Annotated in this window: 14 protein-coding genes; 13 read left to right on the top strand and 1 reads right to left on the bottom strand. The window is 61.8% G+C overall.

The window, feature by feature from the left end:
• Nucleotides 1-12: 12 nt before the first annotated feature.
• From iaaH to QPK29_RS20105, 13 genes are all read left to right on the top strand, one after another.
• On the top strand, nt 13-1,461 hold the full coding sequence (iaaH, locus tag QPK29_RS20165; RefSeq protein ID WP_371770873.1) for an indoleacetamide hydrolase: 1,449 nt from the start codon (nt 13-15) through the stop codon (nt 1,459-1,461).
• Nucleotides 1,462-1,687: 226 nt separating this feature from the next.
• Nucleotides 1,688-2,713, top strand: coding sequence for a WD40/YVTN/BNR-like repeat-containing protein (locus tag QPK29_RS20160; protein WP_400189809.1), 1,026 nt, complete (start codon nt 1,688-1,690; stop codon nt 2,711-2,713).
• A 29-nt stretch (nt 2,714-2,742) separates the two neighbouring features.
• Nucleotides 2,743-5,118: an efflux RND transporter permease subunit gene (locus tag QPK29_RS20155; protein WP_371770871.1), complete on the top strand. Its 2,376-nt coding sequence runs from the start codon at nt 2,743-2,745 to the stop codon at nt 5,116-5,118.
• A gap of 55 nt (nt 5,119-5,173) precedes the next feature.
• Nucleotides 5,174-6,787 carry a DUF1302 family protein gene (locus QPK29_RS20150; protein ID WP_371770870.1) on the top strand — a complete coding sequence of 538 codons (1,614 nt, stop codon included), beginning with the start codon at nt 5,174-5,176 and terminating at the stop codon, nt 6,785-6,787.
• 23 nt (nt 6,788-6,810) lie between these two features.
• Complete coding sequence (locus QPK29_RS20145; protein WP_371770869.1) at nt 6,811-8,061, top strand: DUF1329 domain-containing protein; 1,251 nt, start codon at nt 6,811-6,813, stop codon at nt 8,059-8,061.
• A gap of 108 nt (nt 8,062-8,169) precedes the next feature.
• Nucleotides 8,170-9,132, top strand: coding sequence for a 3-carboxyethylcatechol 2,3-dioxygenase (locus QPK29_RS20140; RefSeq protein WP_371770894.1), 963 nt, complete (start codon nt 8,170-8,172; stop codon nt 9,130-9,132).
• A complete protein-coding gene (locus tag QPK29_RS20135; protein WP_371770868.1) occupies nt 9,132-9,917 on the top strand; it encodes a 2-keto-4-pentenoate hydratase in 786 nt (261 codons plus the stop codon). The genes QPK29_RS20140 and QPK29_RS20135 overlap by 1 nt, the downstream gene beginning before the upstream one ends.
• Before the next feature lie 9 nt (nt 9,918-9,926).
• Complete coding sequence (locus tag QPK29_RS20130) at nt 9,927-10,871, top strand: acetaldehyde dehydrogenase (acetylating) (RefSeq protein WP_371770867.1); 945 nt, start codon at nt 9,927-9,929, stop codon at nt 10,869-10,871.
• Between the two features lie 14 nt (nt 10,872-10,885).
• Nucleotides 10,886-11,911, top strand: a complete 1,026-nt coding sequence (dmpG, locus tag QPK29_RS20125) for a 4-hydroxy-2-oxovalerate aldolase (RefSeq protein WP_371770866.1) — start codon at nt 10,886-10,888, stop codon at nt 11,909-11,911.
• 17 nt (nt 11,912-11,928) lie between these two features.
• The gene (locus QPK29_RS20120) at nt 11,929-12,795 is read left to right on the top strand and encodes an alpha/beta fold hydrolase (protein ID WP_371770865.1); all 867 of its coding nucleotides are present in this window, start codon (nt 11,929-11,931) and stop codon (nt 12,793-12,795) included.
• Between the two features lie 71 nt (nt 12,796-12,866).
• A complete protein-coding gene (locus QPK29_RS20115; RefSeq protein WP_371770864.1) occupies nt 12,867-13,295 on the top strand; it encodes a lipocalin-like domain-containing protein in 429 nt (142 codons plus the stop codon).
• A 64-nt stretch (nt 13,296-13,359) separates the two neighbouring features.
• Nucleotides 13,360-14,190 (top strand): alpha/beta fold hydrolase, encoded by an 831-nt coding sequence (locus QPK29_RS20110; RefSeq protein ID WP_371770863.1) that lies wholly within the window; start codon nt 13,360-13,362, stop codon nt 14,188-14,190.
• Nucleotides 14,187-15,155 carry a VOC family protein gene (locus tag QPK29_RS20105; RefSeq protein WP_371770862.1) on the top strand — a complete coding sequence of 323 codons (969 nt, stop codon included), beginning with the start codon at nt 14,187-14,189 and terminating at the stop codon, nt 15,153-15,155. Before QPK29_RS20110 ends, QPK29_RS20105 begins: the two co-directional genes overlap by 4 nt.
• A gap of 770 nt (nt 15,156-15,925) precedes the next feature.
• On the opposite strand, the gene QPK29_RS20100 is transcribed toward QPK29_RS20105, so the two are convergent.
• Nucleotides 15,926-16,870 (bottom strand): LysR substrate-binding domain-containing protein, encoded by a 945-nt coding sequence (locus tag QPK29_RS20100; RefSeq protein ID WP_371770861.1) that lies wholly within the window; start codon nt 16,868-16,870, stop codon nt 15,926-15,928.
• Nucleotides 16,871-16,905: the final 35 nt, after the last annotated feature.

The raw sequence follows: 16,905 nt of genomic DNA, 5'->3' as shown, positions 1-16,905 counted from the left end.
CGAGGTAAGCCCATGAAAACGTCTCAAACGGCGGCGGCCGCGCCGTCGACCGATCTCACCATTCATGAAGCGATGGCCGCCTTCCGCGACGGCACGCTGACCAGCGTGGCCTTGGTCGAGGCCTGCCTGCGGCGCATTGAGGAACTCAGGCACCTGAATGTCTTCGTGACCGTTGACGCACCCGGCGCGCTCGAGGCGGCCGCGCGGGCCGACCTGGAGCGCGCGGCCGGAAAGCCGCGCAAGCCGCTGGCCGGTATTCCTATCGTGGTCAAGGACAATATCCACGCCGCCGGCCTGCCGTGCACGGCCGGGTCTCCGGCACTGGCCGATTTCGTGCCGCAACACGATGCCCCGACCTTGAAAAAGCTGCGCGACGCGGGCGCCATCGTGCTGGGCAAGACCAACATGAACGAGTTCGCCTTCGGCGCGACGGGTTACAACCCCTCGTTCAACACGGGCAGCGGCGCGGGCGTGCGCAACGCCTATGACAGCGAAAGGATTGCCGGTGGTTCGTCCTCGGGAAGCGCGGCGGCGCTCGGCGCGCGCATGGCACTGGCGGCGCTCGGCACGGACACGGGCGGCTCGATGCGCATTCCCTGCGCCTTGAACGGATGCGCATCGATGCGGCCCAGCAGCGGCCGCTATTCGAGCTTGGGCACGATTCCCATTTCGACCAGCCGCGACACCGTCGGGCCGATGGCGCAATGCATGGCGGACGTGGCCCTGCTCGATGCGCTGGTGACCGATGACCATGCGTTGCCGCCTGTCGAGCTCGCCTGTTTGCGCCTCGGCGTGCCCGCCGAGTTCTGGACCCGGCTGGACGAGGACACACGGGGATGCGCAGAGGCCGCGGTGGCCAGGTTGCGCGAGCACGGCGTGAAGCTGATCGACATCCCGGATGCGGGCTTGTTCGAGCTGAATCAACCCATCGGCTTCCCTGTCGTCATCCACGAAGCGCGCGTCGGCATGCAGGCCTATCTGAGCGAGCAGGGGCCGGGGATATCCATCGAGGCCTTGGTCGAGAACATCAACAGCCCTGACGTGAAAGCCATTTACGAACAGTGGGTTCTTCCTGGGAAAATGAAGACGCCCCAGGGCTTGGTCGACGTCGAGCCCTTGTACGAGGCAGCCGAGAAGGGCGGCAGGCAGGCACTGAAAGCGCGCTATCGAACCTTGTTCGACACCCTGGGGATCGACGCCCTGGTCTTTCCCACGACCACCATTGTCGCGCCTCCGGCAGGTCCGGAAGTCAACGAACCGGAAAACTTCGAAGGCTTGATCCGCAATACCGAACCTGCCGCCAGCGCGGGCCTGGCCTGCATCCAGCTGCCGGTTGGATTGGGGCGGCGCAGCGGCTTGCCGGTCGGGCTGGAACTGGATGCGCCAGCGGGAAGCGACCGTCGCCTGCTGGCGATCGGCATCACCATCGAATCCGTGCTTGGCCGCATACCGCCGGCCTGACCACGCCGTCACGTCATGTGCGAGGACGCGCCGACACGTCGGCGCTCCGCCGCGCACACGCCTGTCCGATTCGTGCAGTCATCGTCATGAATGTTGCGGGCAAGGGATAAGCCCGCAGTGCCGGGATAGCCGCACATGACCTGGATCAAGAAAATCATTTCGCAGCAGCCATTTTTTGCCTCTCAACTTTGTGGACCGCTTTATGAATAATCGCGCCAGTCTTCGCATGGAAAGCCCGACCCGATCGAACGAGAAACTGCGCCTGAGTAATCTTCTCGTGTCGGCGCTGCCGTGGACGATCATTGCCGGCCTGTTGTACGCCGGCCTGTTCATCAAACCCAAGGCCGTGGGCGGCAGCGTCACGCCGCCGGCGCTAGAACGCCGCGACCGCGTCTATGGCATCGCGCACGGCGAGGGCGGGGCGCTGTTGGCCGCGGCGTCCAACGGCAAGATCCTCGTCATCGACACGGGCCGCAAGGTCACGCGCCAGGCGACGCCGGTCGACCTGTCGCTGCAGGACATCGCCGCGTTCGACGCCACGCACGCCGTGGCAGTAGGCAACGACAACGTCATCCTCTACACCGAAGACGGCGGCAAGCACTGGGCCAAGGCCGCGGACGTGCCGCGCTCGCAAGTCGCCAACAAGCTCAACCGCGTGCGCACCGGCGCCAACGGCGTGGCGGTTGCCATCGGCGAGATGGGAGCGCTACTGCGCTCGCAAGACTACGGCAAGACGTGGCAGCGCCTGCGCGAGGAAGAAGACGTCGCGTGGAACGACGTCGCCATCCTGGACGGCGGCGTGTACGTCGTGGTGGGTGAGTTCGGCAAGATCGTGCGCAGCGGCGACGGCGGCAAGACCTGGGAAAAGGAACAGGCGCCGGTGGAGGGCTCGCTGATGGCCACCGCGTTCCGCGACGCCTCCTACGGCGTCGCCGTCGGGCTCGATGGCGTCGTGCTGACCAGCAGCGATGGCGGCCGCCACTGGGCCAGCGTCGACGTGCCCGCGCATGACCACTTGCTGGATGTGCTGTGGAACGCCGACAAGAACGAATGGTTCGCGGTCGGTGTGCTGGGCCGCTGGGTCAGCGGCACGCAAGGCGCCGACGGCCTGCAATGGCGGACCGGCGTTCTCGGTGAGCACATCATGTCCTGGCATACCCGCGTCCTGGCGGCAGGCTCCGCTTACTGGCTGGCCGGTGCCGACGTCGGTGCCTGGAATGGCCGGCAGTGGATGCCGCTCGATCCGCATTGAACCTCCCGCCCCATTTTTCGAGACTCCCCATGATTGAACGCATCGCGCATTTTTGCATCAGCCGGCGCAAACCGGTCGTCGGCCTGTTGCTGGCCTGTACCCTTATCCTGAGCTGGTTCGCCCTGCATATCCAGGTGCGGACGGTGTTCGAGGACATGCTTCCCTCGAAGCACGAGTATGTGAAGACCCACGAGAAATTCAAGGACACCTTCGGCGGCTCGAACATGGTCACAATCATGCTCGAAGTCGACCAGGGCGACATTTTCCGCAAGTCCGTTCTCGAGAAAGTGCGCGACCTGACCCAGGGCATGCGCGAAGTATCCGCAGTTAACCAGTTCCAGATCACGTCGCTGGCATCCAAGAAGCTCAAGGAAGTGCATGCCTCGACCAGCGGCATCGAAAGCTCGCCCCTGATGTGGCCGGATGTGCCGGAGACGCCGGAAAAGATGGCGACGCTGAAATCGGCCGTGCTGCGCAATCCGCTGGTGTACGGCCCGTACGTGTCGAAGGATTTGCAGGCTACCTTAATCACGGTGGATTTCATCGACCAGAAAGTCGATTACGCGACGGTCTTCAAGGAGATCAATGCGCAGATCAAGAAGGTCGACGACGGTTCCTTGAAGATCCGCGTGGTCGGCGAACCGATCCTGTTCGGTTGGGTGAACCACTACTTGCCCGAGACCTTGCACCTGGTGTTCTACGCGCTGGGTGTCACGCTGGCCATGCTGTTCGTCCTGTTGCGCACGTGGCGCGGGGTCGTGCTGCCCTTGCTGGCCGGCCTGGTCTCCGCTATCTGGGCGCTGGGCATTTGCGAGACCCTCGGCATCAATTTCGAGCCGCTGGTGATCGTGGTGGCGATGCTCATCACGTCGCGCGCCGTGTCGCACTCGGTACAAATCGTCAATCGGTTCGATGACGAACTGGAGGCGCAGCCGCTGCTGGGCGACGAACAACTGTCCCGCACGGCCGCCCGCGTCGCGCTGGCGGACCTGTTCCGTCCCGGCATGCTGGGTGTGATCGCCGATGCCGCGTGCATGGCGGTGGTGGCCATGAGCCCGATTCCGATGCTGCAAAAGCTCACGGTGCTGTCCGTGGTGTGGGTATCCACGCTGACCGTCAGCGCCGTGATCCTCACGCCTGTGCTGCTGTCTTATATCCGCAAGCCGCGCGGCTACGCGCACCCGCTCAATCTGCAGCCGGTGTTGCGCAAGGTGCTGGACTTCGCGGTCGGCATCACCTTGTCCCGTGCCCGCTACGCGGTGCTCGGCGTGAGCCTCCTGGTGATCGTCGGCGCCGGCGTCTATGCGCTGAACCTGAGGATCGGCGACGCCAACCCCGGATCGCCGATCCTGTGGCCGTCCGCGAAGTACAACCAGGATTCCAAGGCCATCAATGGGCGCTTCGAAGGCGTCGATCGCCTGTTCGTGGTCATCGGCGACGACGACAAGCCCGGCGTGGTCAAGAGCAACGAGGTGCTGCAATCGATGGATCGCTTCCAGCGTTTCATGGAAGTGCAGCCGGAGATCGGCGGCTCGCTGTCGATCGCGGACGTGATCCCCCAGCTCAATGCGACTCTCCATGAAGGTAATCCGCACTACCGCGAATTGTCGGACAACGCGGCCATCAACGGCAGCCTGATGGCGATGCTGGAATCGGTTTCCGAGCCGGGCGACATGGACCGTTTCGTCGACAAGCAGTCCGCCAACGGTTCGGTCACGCTGATGTTCCGCGACCGCCAGGGTGAAACCATCCGCACGGCCGTGGCACGGATCAAGGAATTCATCGCGGCCAACCCGCTCAGGGAAGGCCACTGGCAACTGGCAGGCGGCGTCGTCGGCGTGATGGCCGCGATTAACGAAATCATCCTCTCCAGCCAGATCGAAGCCATCGCGCTGGCGCTGCTGGTGCTGGCGGTGCTGTGCACCATCGTCTATCGCTCGACGATCGCCGGGATGCTGTTCATGGTGCCGGTGATCATTTCCAACATGCTGACCTTCGCCTTCATGGTGTGGAAAGGGATCGGCATGAACATCAATACTGTGCCGGTGGCCGCGCTCGGCATCGGCCTCGGCGTCGATTACGCGTTCTACATCGCCGACCGTGTCAAAGAAGAGATCGCCATCGGCAGTTCGCCCGAGCGCGCCGTCAGCCAGGCGCTGCATTCGGCCGGCATGGGCGTCATCGTCACGGCCAGCGTGCTGATCCTGAGCACGCTGTTGTGGTGGGTCTCGTCGCTGCGATTCCAGGCGGAGATGGGCCTCCTGATGGCCATCTGGTTGTCCGTGTCGGCCATGTCGGCGCTGTTTGTGATGCCTTCGCTGATCTATGTGTTCCGTCCCAAATTCATCTTTGGTGCGCAAGGAGGTGAGGCGAAGGTACCGCTGCTACAGCCGCTCGACTGCTGAAGACAACAAAAACGTGATTCCAATTCTTTTCCATGCTTCTTCTGAGGGAGACATAATGAAGCAACGCAAAACCACCTTTACGCGACGCAGCCGCCTTTGCCGCGCGCTGATCCCCACCGCCGTGATGGTGGTCGCCAGCCCGCTCGTGCTGGCCGACGACAACGGCGGTGAGGACCGCTTCCACTTCGATGGCTACCTGCGCGAGGAAGTGTCCGTCAATGCCAAGAACTGGCAGGACACGCCCAATTACAACGACCAGGGCAAGGTCTCCATGGCGCGTACGACCGTGCGCGTGAACATGGACTTCAAGGTGAGCGACGCCGTCACGGTCGTCGCCAAGGGCCGTGCCGCCCGCGAGATCGACACCCCGTTCCTGAAACATCTGCAAGGCATGGGAGCCAACAGCTACCGGGGCAAGAACCTGACGGACCTGTACAACGACGTCGATCTGCGCGAATGGTATGCCGACGTCAAGGCAAGCGACCGTGTCAAGTTCCGCATCGGCAAGCAGCAGATCGTCTGGGGCGAGACCGACTTCTTCGTGGCCAACGACCTCGCGCAAGGCTATGACAACGTCTGGCGCAGCTTCCTGGAGCCGGCCAACGAAGAACTGCGCAAGGGCAACATTATTCTCAAGACCAATATCGACGTGCCCGAAGCGAACGGCGGCATCGAAGCCTTCATTCGTCCGGGCTGGGACCGCAAGCGGGACATCGGCACCGAGATCGACGTGTATGGCGGCCGCTGGTCCAGCCAGCCGTATGCCGGCGTCGACTTCCGGAAAATCGACCCCTATGCCTGGCACAACACGAAGGCCGACATCGACCGCAAGACGGGCGGCGTGCGCTGGAGCGGCATGGCGGGCGACACCAACTACTCAGTCTCGTGGATGCGCACGTTCTACAACGCGCCGATCATGAATCCGTCGCCGACGACGCCCGTTTTCCTGCTCGGGATCCCGGGCGTGCGCGCGTCGTCGGGCGTGACGCCGACCGGCGCCACGACCACGGCCGGCAGTGCCGGCGACATCATCTATCCGATCGTGAATGTGTTCGGTGCGACGGCCAGCCGCTACGTCGACATGGCCGATGCCGTGTTCAGTACCGAAGTCGCCTTCATCAAGAATGCCCCGTTCAACGTCGTTGCCGCGACGTCGTCGCCGATGAGCCAGTTCATCGCGCCCGGCTTCGATGGTTGGAAGACGAAGAACGTGGTCGCCGCCATGGTTCGCATGGATAAGAATTTCGCTTTCACGCAGAACCTGCTGGGCACGGAAAAGCCGATGTTCTTCTCGGTGCAACTGTTCGACAAGTGGATCCAGAAGTTCGACCAGAACGACAACCTGCTGTACAGCGTCGGCTGGGGCGGCCGCGCGAAGCGCCACAGCACGCTCGTGACCACCATCTTCGACCTGAGCTATGACAACGGCCGCATCCATCCGCAGCTCGTGCTGGGTTCGGACGTGACGAATGGCGGCGGCTTCTACATCCCCTCCGTCACGACCCAGTTGAGCAAGAACCTGCGCTGGAAGGTCGAGTACGACGGTTTCTGGGACAACGGCTATGCGAAGACGGTCAACGGTGGCGTGTCCGCCAGCGACAGGACCACGCTGTTCGGCTACCTGCACCACCGCGACCAGGTCTACACCAGCTTGACTTATCAGTTCTAACTCATTGCACCCGGAGAGCAATCATGAACGCAACAACTTTGTACCGCCCCCTTGCAGTCGCGCTGATCGGCGCAGCCTGCCTGCCGGCGCTGGCCGCCGACCTGGCCGAAGGCACGGTGATTTCCGCCGCCAACATCGATCAGGTCAAGAACGGCACCTTCGAGGGCCACACCATCGGCAGCATGCTGACCGAGAAAATGGAATGGCGCATCCGTAACAGCGGCTGGAAGCTGACGCTGGCGCATTCGAAGAAAGTGTCGCTCGATCCGCGCTGGGTCGCGGCCAGCAAGGCCAACGAAGGCAAGACGAGGATCGACGAAGCCGCCTGCAAGGTCGATGGCTGGAAAGCGGGCGAACCGTTCCCCGACATCGACATGAAGGATCCGGACGCGGCGAAGAAAATCGTCTGGAATCTGCACCTGGGCTCGCTGCTCGGCGACGTCTCCTCCGTGCCGAACTTCACGCAGGTGCTGATCGACGGCAAGAGCGGCGTCCATGCCGAACTGGTGGCTGAATTCACCCGGTTCACGATGAAGGGCCGCCTGACCGGCAACTCGTCGACGCTCGGCGACGACGATGAAAGCGCCCGCCAGCTGCTGTTCTTCAAGGCGCCGTCGGAAGTTAAGGGCATCGGCACCTACACCATGATGTATGACTCGAAAAAGGTGCCGGACGTGTGGGCCTATGTTCCCGCCGTGCGTCGAACCCGCCGCCTGTCGGGCGGTGCCTGGATGGATCCGATTGGTTCCTCCGACCAGTTGCAGGACGAGATCGACGGCTTCAATGCGCGCCCGTGCTGGTACCCGGGATACAAGCTGCTGGGCAAGCGCTGGGTCCTGGCTGCGGCCAACAGCCGCCTGGACAACTGGAATACGAAGGCGTCCGGACAGGCCGAGAAATATCCGACGCTGGATCGTTCTGCGCCGTACTGGAACCTGAACGATTCGTTCGAGCCTCGTGAGGTCTATGTGGTCGAGGTCGCCACGCCGTCACAGCACCCGTACAGCAAGAAGGTCCTCTATGTCGAGACCGCGTATCCGCGCGTTCACTACGTGGAGGCGTACAACCGCAAGGGTGAGTTCTGGAAGTTCATCGAACTGCATTCCTACGTCAACACGAAGGCCGGCGATATCCGCACCGTCTCCGCTGACGTGATCGATTTCCAGCGAAACCACGCGACGGTCTCACTGATCGATGTGTCGAGCTGGCGCACGAATTTTGACGCCAAGCCCAGCGACGTGTCGTTGACCAAGCTGGAATCGGCCGGACGCTGACGATGGCCGCAGGGCCGCTGCGGAGCGCGGTCCGCGACGAGCCTCACAACGCCCGCCATCGTTGCGGGCATTGAGGGGCCCCCCCACAGAATTCATATGAGCATCGATATGCCAATTCGTCTTGAATGCCTCTCTCACACGCCGCTGCAGGGCTATTTCGATCCGGCGCAGGAAGTGCGGATGGAGGTGGAGCGTGTGCAGGCTGCTGCACGCGAACGCGTACTTGCGTACGACCCGGAACTAGTGGTCGTTTTTGCGCCGGACCACTACAACGGATTCTTCTACGACGTGATGCCGCCGTTCTGCATCGGCGCGGCGGCGAACTCGATCGGCGATTACAAGAGTCTCGCCGGACCGCTTGCGGTGCCGGGTGCGTTGTCCAGGGAGTTGGCCGCAAGCGTGCTGGCGGCCGATATCGATGTGGCCTTGTCCTACCGGATGCAGGTCGATCATGGCTGCGCGCAGGCGCTGGAAGTGCTGACCGGCGGACTGGACCGGTTTCCGGTGATCCCGGTGTTCATCAATTCAGTGGCGCCGCCGCTGGCGACGCTGCGCCGCTCGCGCCTGCTCGGCGAAGCCATCGGGCGCTTCCTGTCCTGCACTGGAAAACGCGTACTTGTGATCGGTTCCGGCGGCATGTCGCACGAGCCGCCGGTGCCGGAACTGGCAAGCGCGGATGCGGAAGTGGCGGAGAGACTGATTGACGGACGCAATCCGACGCCCGAGGCGCGCAACGCGCGCCAGGCGCGCACCATCGCCGCCGCCAAGGCGTTCGCGGCGGGCACCGGCAACATGCATCCATTGAATCCCGAATGGGACCGTGCGTTGCTCGAGCGCTTGGCGTGCGAGCTGCCGGCGGTGGATGGCATGACCAACGAAGCAATCACCCGCGATGGCGGCAAGTCGGCACATGAAATCCGCACTTGGGTTGCGGCGTTCGGCGCGCTGTCCGCCTATGGGCCGTACCGCGCGTCGCTGGATTTTTATCGACCGATTCCCGAATGGATTGCGGGATTCGGTGCCATGCATGCCGCACCCGCTGCGGCGGCGTCAACAAAGAAGGAACACTGATGTCTGAACAACTCGCACAAAGCCTGGCTCGCAGGCTGCGCAACGCAGAAAACACGCGCGTGCCGGTGCCGCCGGTGCGCGAGGAAATCGCGCTCGACGATATGGCGTTGGCCTATGCCGTCCAGCAAGCGAACGTCGATGCACGCTGTGCACACGGGGAGCGCATCGTTGGCCGCAAGATCGGGCTGACCTCGCTCGCGGTACAACAGCAACTGGGCGTCAATCAGCCCGATTTCGGCGCGCTCTTTGCGAACATGGCCTATGGCGACGGTGAACCGATGTCGCTGTCGCGCCTGATCCAACCGAAGGTCGAAGCCGAAATCGCCCTGGTACTCGAGCGCGACCTTACGCACGACAAGCACACCTTCGCCGACATCATCTCCGCGACCGCCTACGCGCTGGCGGCGATCGAAGTCGTCGACAGCCGCATCCAGAACTGGGACATCCGTTTTGTCGATACCGTCGCCGACAATGCATCGAGCGCGCTGTTCGTGCTGGGCAGCCGTCCGGCGCGGCTTGCCGATCTCGACCTCGTCGCGGCGACGATGACGCTGTCCTGCGACGGCGAAGTGCTGTCACGTGGTAGCGGCGCCGCCTGCCTCGGCAATCCGCTGAACGCTGCCGTGTGGCTGGCCGACATGATGGTGAAGATGGGCACGCCTTTGCGTGCGGGTGATGTGGTGCTGACTGGCGCGCTCGGCCCGATGGTACCCGTCACGCAGCGAGGAACGTTCACGACGCAGATCGATGGGCTGGGCAGCGCGTGCGCGGTATTTACCGAATAAGGAATCATGATGAACAAGAAACTCAAAGCCGCGATCATTGGTAGTGGCAACATCGGCACGGACTTGATGATCAAGATCCTGCGGCATGGGAAGCATATCGAAATGGGCGCGATGGTCGGCATCGACCCGAACTCGGATGGACTGGCGCGTGCATCGCGCATGGGCGTCGCGGTGACGCATGAAGGCGTGGAAGGTTTGACCCGTATGCCGAACTTCGCCGACATTGACATCGTCTTCGACGCGACGTCCGCCTCGGCGCACGTCAGGAACGACGCCTTCCTGCGTAAACTGAAGTCCGGCATCCGCATGGTGGATTTGACACCTGCCGCCATTGGCCCGTATTGCATCCCCGTCGTGAACGGCGACGCGCATCTGGATTCGCCGAACGTGAACATGGTCACCTGCGGCGGCCAGGCGACGATCCCGATGGTCGCCGCCGTTTCGCGCGTGGCCAAGGTCTACTACGGCGAAATCATCGCCTCTATTTCCAGCAAGTCCGCCGGCCCCGGCACGCGCGCCAACATCGACGAATTCACGGAAACGACGTCCAAGGCCATCGAGCAAGTCGGCGGTGCGCAAAAGGGCAAGGCCATCATCATCCTGAACCCGGCGGAGCCGCCCCTGATCATGCGCGACACCGTGTATTGCATGACCGACCTGGACGCCGACCAGGAGGCCATCCGCCAATCGGTCAAAGACATGGCCGCCGCCGTACGGGAATACGTGCCGGGCTATCGCTTGAAGCAAGAAGTGCAGTTCGATCGTTACGAGAACGGCCTCAACTTGCCCGGCATCGGCAAGCAGGCCGGCTTGAAAGTCTCCGTCTTCCTCGAAGTCGAAGGCGCGGCCCATTACCTGCCGGCCTATGCCGGCAACCTCGACATCATGACCAGCGCGGCCTTGAAGACGGCAGAGCGGATGGCCGAGCGTCAACTTTCCGCGGCAGCGGCTTGAGCGGAGGATTACCCATGTTCGACAAGACAAAAAAGATTTACGTCTCTGACGTCACCCTGCGCGACGGCATGCATGCCATCCGCCACCAGTACAGCCTGGAACAAGCGGTGCAGATTGCCAAGGCACTCGACGAAGCCAGAGTCGATTCCATCGAAGTCGCGCACGGCGATGGCTTGCAAGGTTCCAGCTTCAACTACGGTTTCGGCGCGCACAGCGATCTGGAATGGATCGAAGCGGTCGCCGGCGTGCTGAAGCATTCGAAAGTGGCGACACTGCTGTTACCCGGTATCGGCACCGTCCACGATCTGAGAAACGCCTACGATGCCGGAGCACGCATCGTGCGCGTCGCCACCCACTGCACGGAAGCGGATGTCTCGAAGCAGCACATCGAGTACGCAAGACACCTCGGCATGGACACGGTCGGCTTCCTGATGATGAGCCACATGACCACGCCGCAGAACCTGGCGCAGGAAGCGAAGAAGATGGAAAGCTACGGCGCGACCACGATTTATGTGGTGGACTCCGGTGGCGCGATGAACCAGTACGACATCGCCGATCGCTTCAAGGCATTCAAGGATGTGTTGCGGCCGGAGACGCACACCGGCATGCACGCGCACCACAACCTGTCTCTCGGCGTGGCCAACTCCATCGTCGCACTGGAACACGGTTGCGATCGTATCGATGCCAGCTTGACCGGTATGGGGGCAGGCGCTGGAAATGCACCATTGGAAGTCTTCATCGCTGCGGTCGATCGCATGGGCATGAACCACGGCTGTGACGTGAAGAAATTGATCGATGCAGCCGAAGACATCGTGCGCCCGCTCCAGGAACGCCCGGTGCGCGTGGACCGCGAAACACTTGCGCTCGGTTATGCCGGCGTCTACAGCAGCTTCCTGCGTCACTCCGAGGCTGCCGCACAGAAGTATGGCCTGCCCGCGTTCGATATTCTGGTCGAACTGGGCAAGCGCCGCATGGTCGGTGGCCAGGAAGACATGATTGTCGACGTGGCGCTGGATATGCTGAAGCAGAAGGCAGCCTGACTCCGAAGGAATCGCACATGAGCACCCCCTATATCGAAGCCGCCTCCAGCCGGTTCGTAAGAGTCCGCGATGGCGAGGTGGAGTACAACGTTCACTACAACGACGTCGGCCCGGCTTCGGGTCAAGTTATCGTGATGCTGCATGGTTCCGGTCCGGGCGCGACCGGCTGGGCAAATTTCCACCGTAACATCGAGTCTTTTGCCGGCGCCGGCTATCGCGTGCTCCTGATCGACATGCCTGGATTTGGCAGGAGTGACGTGTTTCTCAATACGGCCGGTTCGCGATCGGACTTCAACGGCCGCATCGTCAAGCTCGTGCTCGATCGGATCCAGGTAGAACTTGCACACCTGGTCGGCAATTCGATGGGCGGCCACAGCAGCATGGCCTTCGCGCTCGCCAATCCTGGGCGCGTCGGCAAGCTCGTCCTGATGGGCGGCGGTACAGGCGGCCCGAGCCAGTTCGTACCCATGCCGACCGAAGGCATCAAACTGCTCAACCACGTCTATCGCGAACCGACGCTCGAGAACGTCAAGCGCATGATGAACGTCTTCGTGTTCGACCCCAGCGCGCTGACCGACGATTTGCTGCAACTGCGCGTGGAGAACATGCTCACGCGCCGTGATCACCTCGAAAACTGGGTGAAGAGCCTGGCTGCGAATCCGAAGCAGTTCAGCGACTACGGTCCGCGCCTCGGCGAGGTCAAAGCGCCGGCCCTCATCATCTGGGGCCGCGATGACCGGTTTGTCCCTTTCGATATCGGTTTGCGCCTGCTGTGGGGCATGCCGAATGCCGAGATGCACATCTTCAACCGTTGCGGCCACTGGGCGCAGTGGGAGCACGCGGAGAAATTCAACCGCATGGTGCTGGCGTTTCTGGCCGAATGATGCGGCAGGAAGAAAGTGGCAGGCCCGTCCTGCCACATGAAGACATTTTCACGAATTTACAGGAGTAGTCGATGAGCGAACACGGAATCATCGGACGCTGGCAGATCATTGCTTGGGAACAGGTTTACGACGATGGCCGCCGCACTTACCCGATGGGGCAGCAAGTGGAAGGCTTCATTCAATACGATCCCGACGGCCGGATGATGTGCATGTTGTGCCGCGGCGACCGCCAGAACTTCACCACCGGCGGGCAATGGAACGCTTCGCAGGACGAAAAGGCTGCGGCCTACAGCTCCATGCTGGCCTATGCCGGGACGTATACGTTTGGCGGCGACACCGTCAGCCATCACGTGGATTTGAGCGCCTTCCCTAATTGGAAGGGAGGGACCCAGAAGCGTCGTATCGAAACGATCGATGCAGGCCAGGTGGCGCTGGTGGCGCGTTTGGAAGAGGGCACCTCCGAAGCGCGCACGGCGCGGTTGATCTGGAAGCGCGGCTGATTTTCCCGCGTCGGCCCCGAAGACAGCAGCACTTCATTACGGCATGAATATTCGAGAAGTGAACATGAGCGAGAACGTTCCCGAGATTGGCAACAGCATCACCCTCGACGGGGTGCACATCAACTATCACGACCGCGGGCAGGGCAACGCCATCCTGCTCATCCACGGCTCGGGGCCGGGCGTGACGGCGTGGGCCAACTGGCGCCTGGTCCTGCCGGAGCTTGCCACGACGCACCGCGTGGTCGCCCCTGACATGGTCGGCTTCGGCTACACGCAAGCGCCGCCCGGGTATCAGACATCGCCGGAAAACTGGGTGGCGCAAGTCATCGGCCTGATGGACGCGCTGGGGATCGCGCAATTTTCCATCATCGGCAATTCCTTCGGCGGCGCCATCGCGCTCCGGACGGCGAGCATGTATCCGGACCGCGTCAAGAAGGTGGTGCTGATGGGGTCGGTGGGGACGCGTTTTCCCATCAGCGACGGGCTGGACAAGGTATGGGGATATCAGCCGTCGCGCGACGCCATGCGCGAACTGATCGGCATCTTTGCGTACGACCAGTCGATCGTCACGGATGATCTGGTCGAGCTGCGCTACCGCGCCAGCATCCGCGCCGACGCGCAAGAACGTTTTGCCCGACTGTTTCCCGTACCGCGCCAGAAGGGAATCGACATGCTCGCACTGAGCGATGCGCAATTGAGAGCCATCCGCATGCCCGTCGCCCTCGTGCATGGCCGCGACGATCGCGTCATTCCGTTCCGGGTATCGGAAATGCTCGCAGCAAAACTACCCAATGCCACCCTGCACCCGATCGACCATTGCGGCCACTGGGTGCAAATCGAGAAGAAACATGAATTCCTCGGCATCGTCACCAGCTTCATGGAGGAAAACGCATGAGCGTCATATCCTTGGGTTATGTGGGCATCAGTACCAGCCGCCTGACCGAGTGGACCGACTTCGGCACAAAATTTCTCGGCCTGCAAATTGCCGACCGGTCGGCGCGGACCCTGTCCTTCCGCATGGATGACTTGAGCCAGCGCTTTCAATTCGAGGACGGTGCGGACGGCGTTATTCAGCATATCGGATGGGAAGTGGCAAATGCCACGGCCCTGCAAGCGATGGCGGCACGGTTGGAAGGCGCCGGAGTCCGCGTTCAGCGCGGCAGCGCGGCACTGGCCGAGCAGCGCCGGGTGCGCGAGCTCATCTGGATGTGTGACCCGGCAGGAAACCGGGTCGAGCTCTACTGGGGGGCCGAAAAAGCCGACAGTCCGTTCCAGCCGGGACGTAATATCGCTGGATTCCGCACCGGCCCCCTTGGCATCGGCCATGTGGTGCTGACCTGCGAAAGAATGGAGTCCGTGCTGCCCTTCTATACCGAACTGCTCGGCTTCGGTGTATCCGATTACGTGCTGGCCCCGTTCAAGGCCTATTTCCTGCACGTCAATCGGCGTCACCATAGCTTGGCCCTGATCGAAAACGGACGGCGCGGCTTCCATCACCTGATGATGGAACTGATGCAGTTTGACGATGTGGGGCATGCACACGACCTGGCGCAGCTGCGCAAGGCAGACATTGCGGTTACGTTAGGGCGGCATTCCAACGACCATATGACGTCCTTCTATGTCCGGACACCATCGGAATTCATGATCGAATATGGTTGGGGCGGCCTGATCATCGAGCCTGCCACGTGGCAGGCGGTAGAGTTGACCGACGGACCCAGCATATGGGGGCACAACAGGAATTGGTTGAGCAAGGAGGCCAATGCTGTCTTGCGCGCCCAGTTGCAAGACAATGCCGATCGCGGGCTGCGCCAGCCGGTAAATGTTCTGCCTGGCAATCATGTATTCGTTAATGATCGCTAAACGGTCTTGCAGAAGGTGCCCGGCGTTTCCGAGGCGAAGGCCGAGCAGACCGCCGGCCGGCCGATGCTGTTGCTGAGCATCGACCGCGAGCAAATGGCATGCTACGGCCTAAATGCTACGGTCTCTTGAAGCGGCGCTGAGGGTCTTCTTGATGAGGCGCGCCTGCCAAGCGCCCCGGCAGGGCGAGACTAACTGGTCGCAGCCGGCGCATGCCGTTTTCCCAGGTGGGCCGCTACGTCGCAAGCAGGTAAATTATATAAATCGTTTTTCTACATGGTCGAATTCTTGGTGCGAACAAAGGGCCGGCGAACTAGGTCTGTAGATGAGCGTTGTCGCAATGTGCCCATCGTTGTGCTTCGCTGGCGTAGCATCTGGCGTAGGTTTCTCTACTTATCCCGGTTCCTCAGTCGAGAACACGCCCATGCATCATAGGAGAGAAGGTGCTTTTACCCGGCTTCAAACCCTGCGGATCCATGGGCTTGTGTTTTTCAGCGGATGGGCGTTCAGCCGGGCTCTCTGCTGCGGTAGCGTTGATTTCGCGTGGAACGTTCATAATTCGGAGTAGTAGTGACCATGCAACTTAGACCGGAGGGCCATCATTTTACCGCTAAGCCCAGCGGACGAAAGGTTGAATCGCGGTTAGCCGGTGTGTAGGAAAGCTGCGGCTTTTCGGTCTTCGCTATCGCCCCAGCTGAATGACAGAGTTCGGAGAGTCTCTAAACCTGAATGATTTTAGGAGTATTGTGTCGCGTTAAAAGCAAGTTTTAGGTTCATTTGCCCTTGCGCTCGCGTCTTTTTCCGCCGCCGTTTTGACTGTCCTGCGGTCCCCGAAAATGCTCGACAAGAAAGTCAATGAACGCGCGTGCACGAATCGTCTGATTGCGCTTGCTGGGGTAATAAACGAACAGGTCAGCCGCAGGTAGATCGAACTCTGGCAATACGATCTTCAACCTGCCGCTGTCGAGGTACTTGGCCAGGTCCCACTCCGACCGGATCAGGATGCCGTGACCGTCCAAGGCCCATCCAAGAACAATGTCGCCATCGTTGCTCGACAGTGCACCATGGACCTTGACGATCTCGGTATGGTCCTGGTGCATGAAGCGCCAGATGCCGTAAGCGTCGTCGTTTTGCCTATGGATGATGCAGCGGTGATGAGCAAGGTCGGCGAGGCTCTTCGGCATGCCATGTCGATCGAGGTAGCCCGGCGAGGCGCACAGGAAGCGCCGATTCGACATGATTTTGCGTGCGTTCAGGCGCTTATCCGGCAGGGCGCCGAAGCGGATCGCCAGGTCGAAGCCGCTTTCGACCAGATCGACTGGCCGGTCGGTCACTTCCATCTGTATTTCAACTTCCGGATAGCGAGCCGTAAATGTGGACACCAACGGCGCGATCGTCGTACGTCCAAAACCCAAGGTCGCGTTCACGCGCAAGAGTCCACGAGGTGCGGAGCGGCCCTGCGATACCACGTCCTCCATTTCCTTGATCTCAGCAAGGATGCGGCTCGCATGCTGTAGATAGGTCTCGCCTTCGCTCGTGAGGCTGAGCGTACGCGTGGTCCGGTTTACAAGCCGCACACCCAGTCGGCTTTCGAGTGTGGCAAGGCGTTTGGTCGCCGCTGGAGGGGTCAGGTCGAGAGCCCGTGCCGCTGCGGCCAAGCTGCCGTGCTTGGCCACGAGCACGAAAAACTGCATATCTGATGCTGGTTCGTTCTTCACCTTAACTCATTTCATAAATGAATCTCGGAGAATTA

The organism is Massilia orientalis, from assembly GCF_030411975.2.
In the GTDB taxonomy this organism is placed as follows: Bacteria; Pseudomonadota; Gammaproteobacteria; order Burkholderiales; family Burkholderiaceae_D; genus Telluria; species Telluria orientalis.
This window is presented reverse-complemented; position numbering and strand designations above follow the sequence as displayed.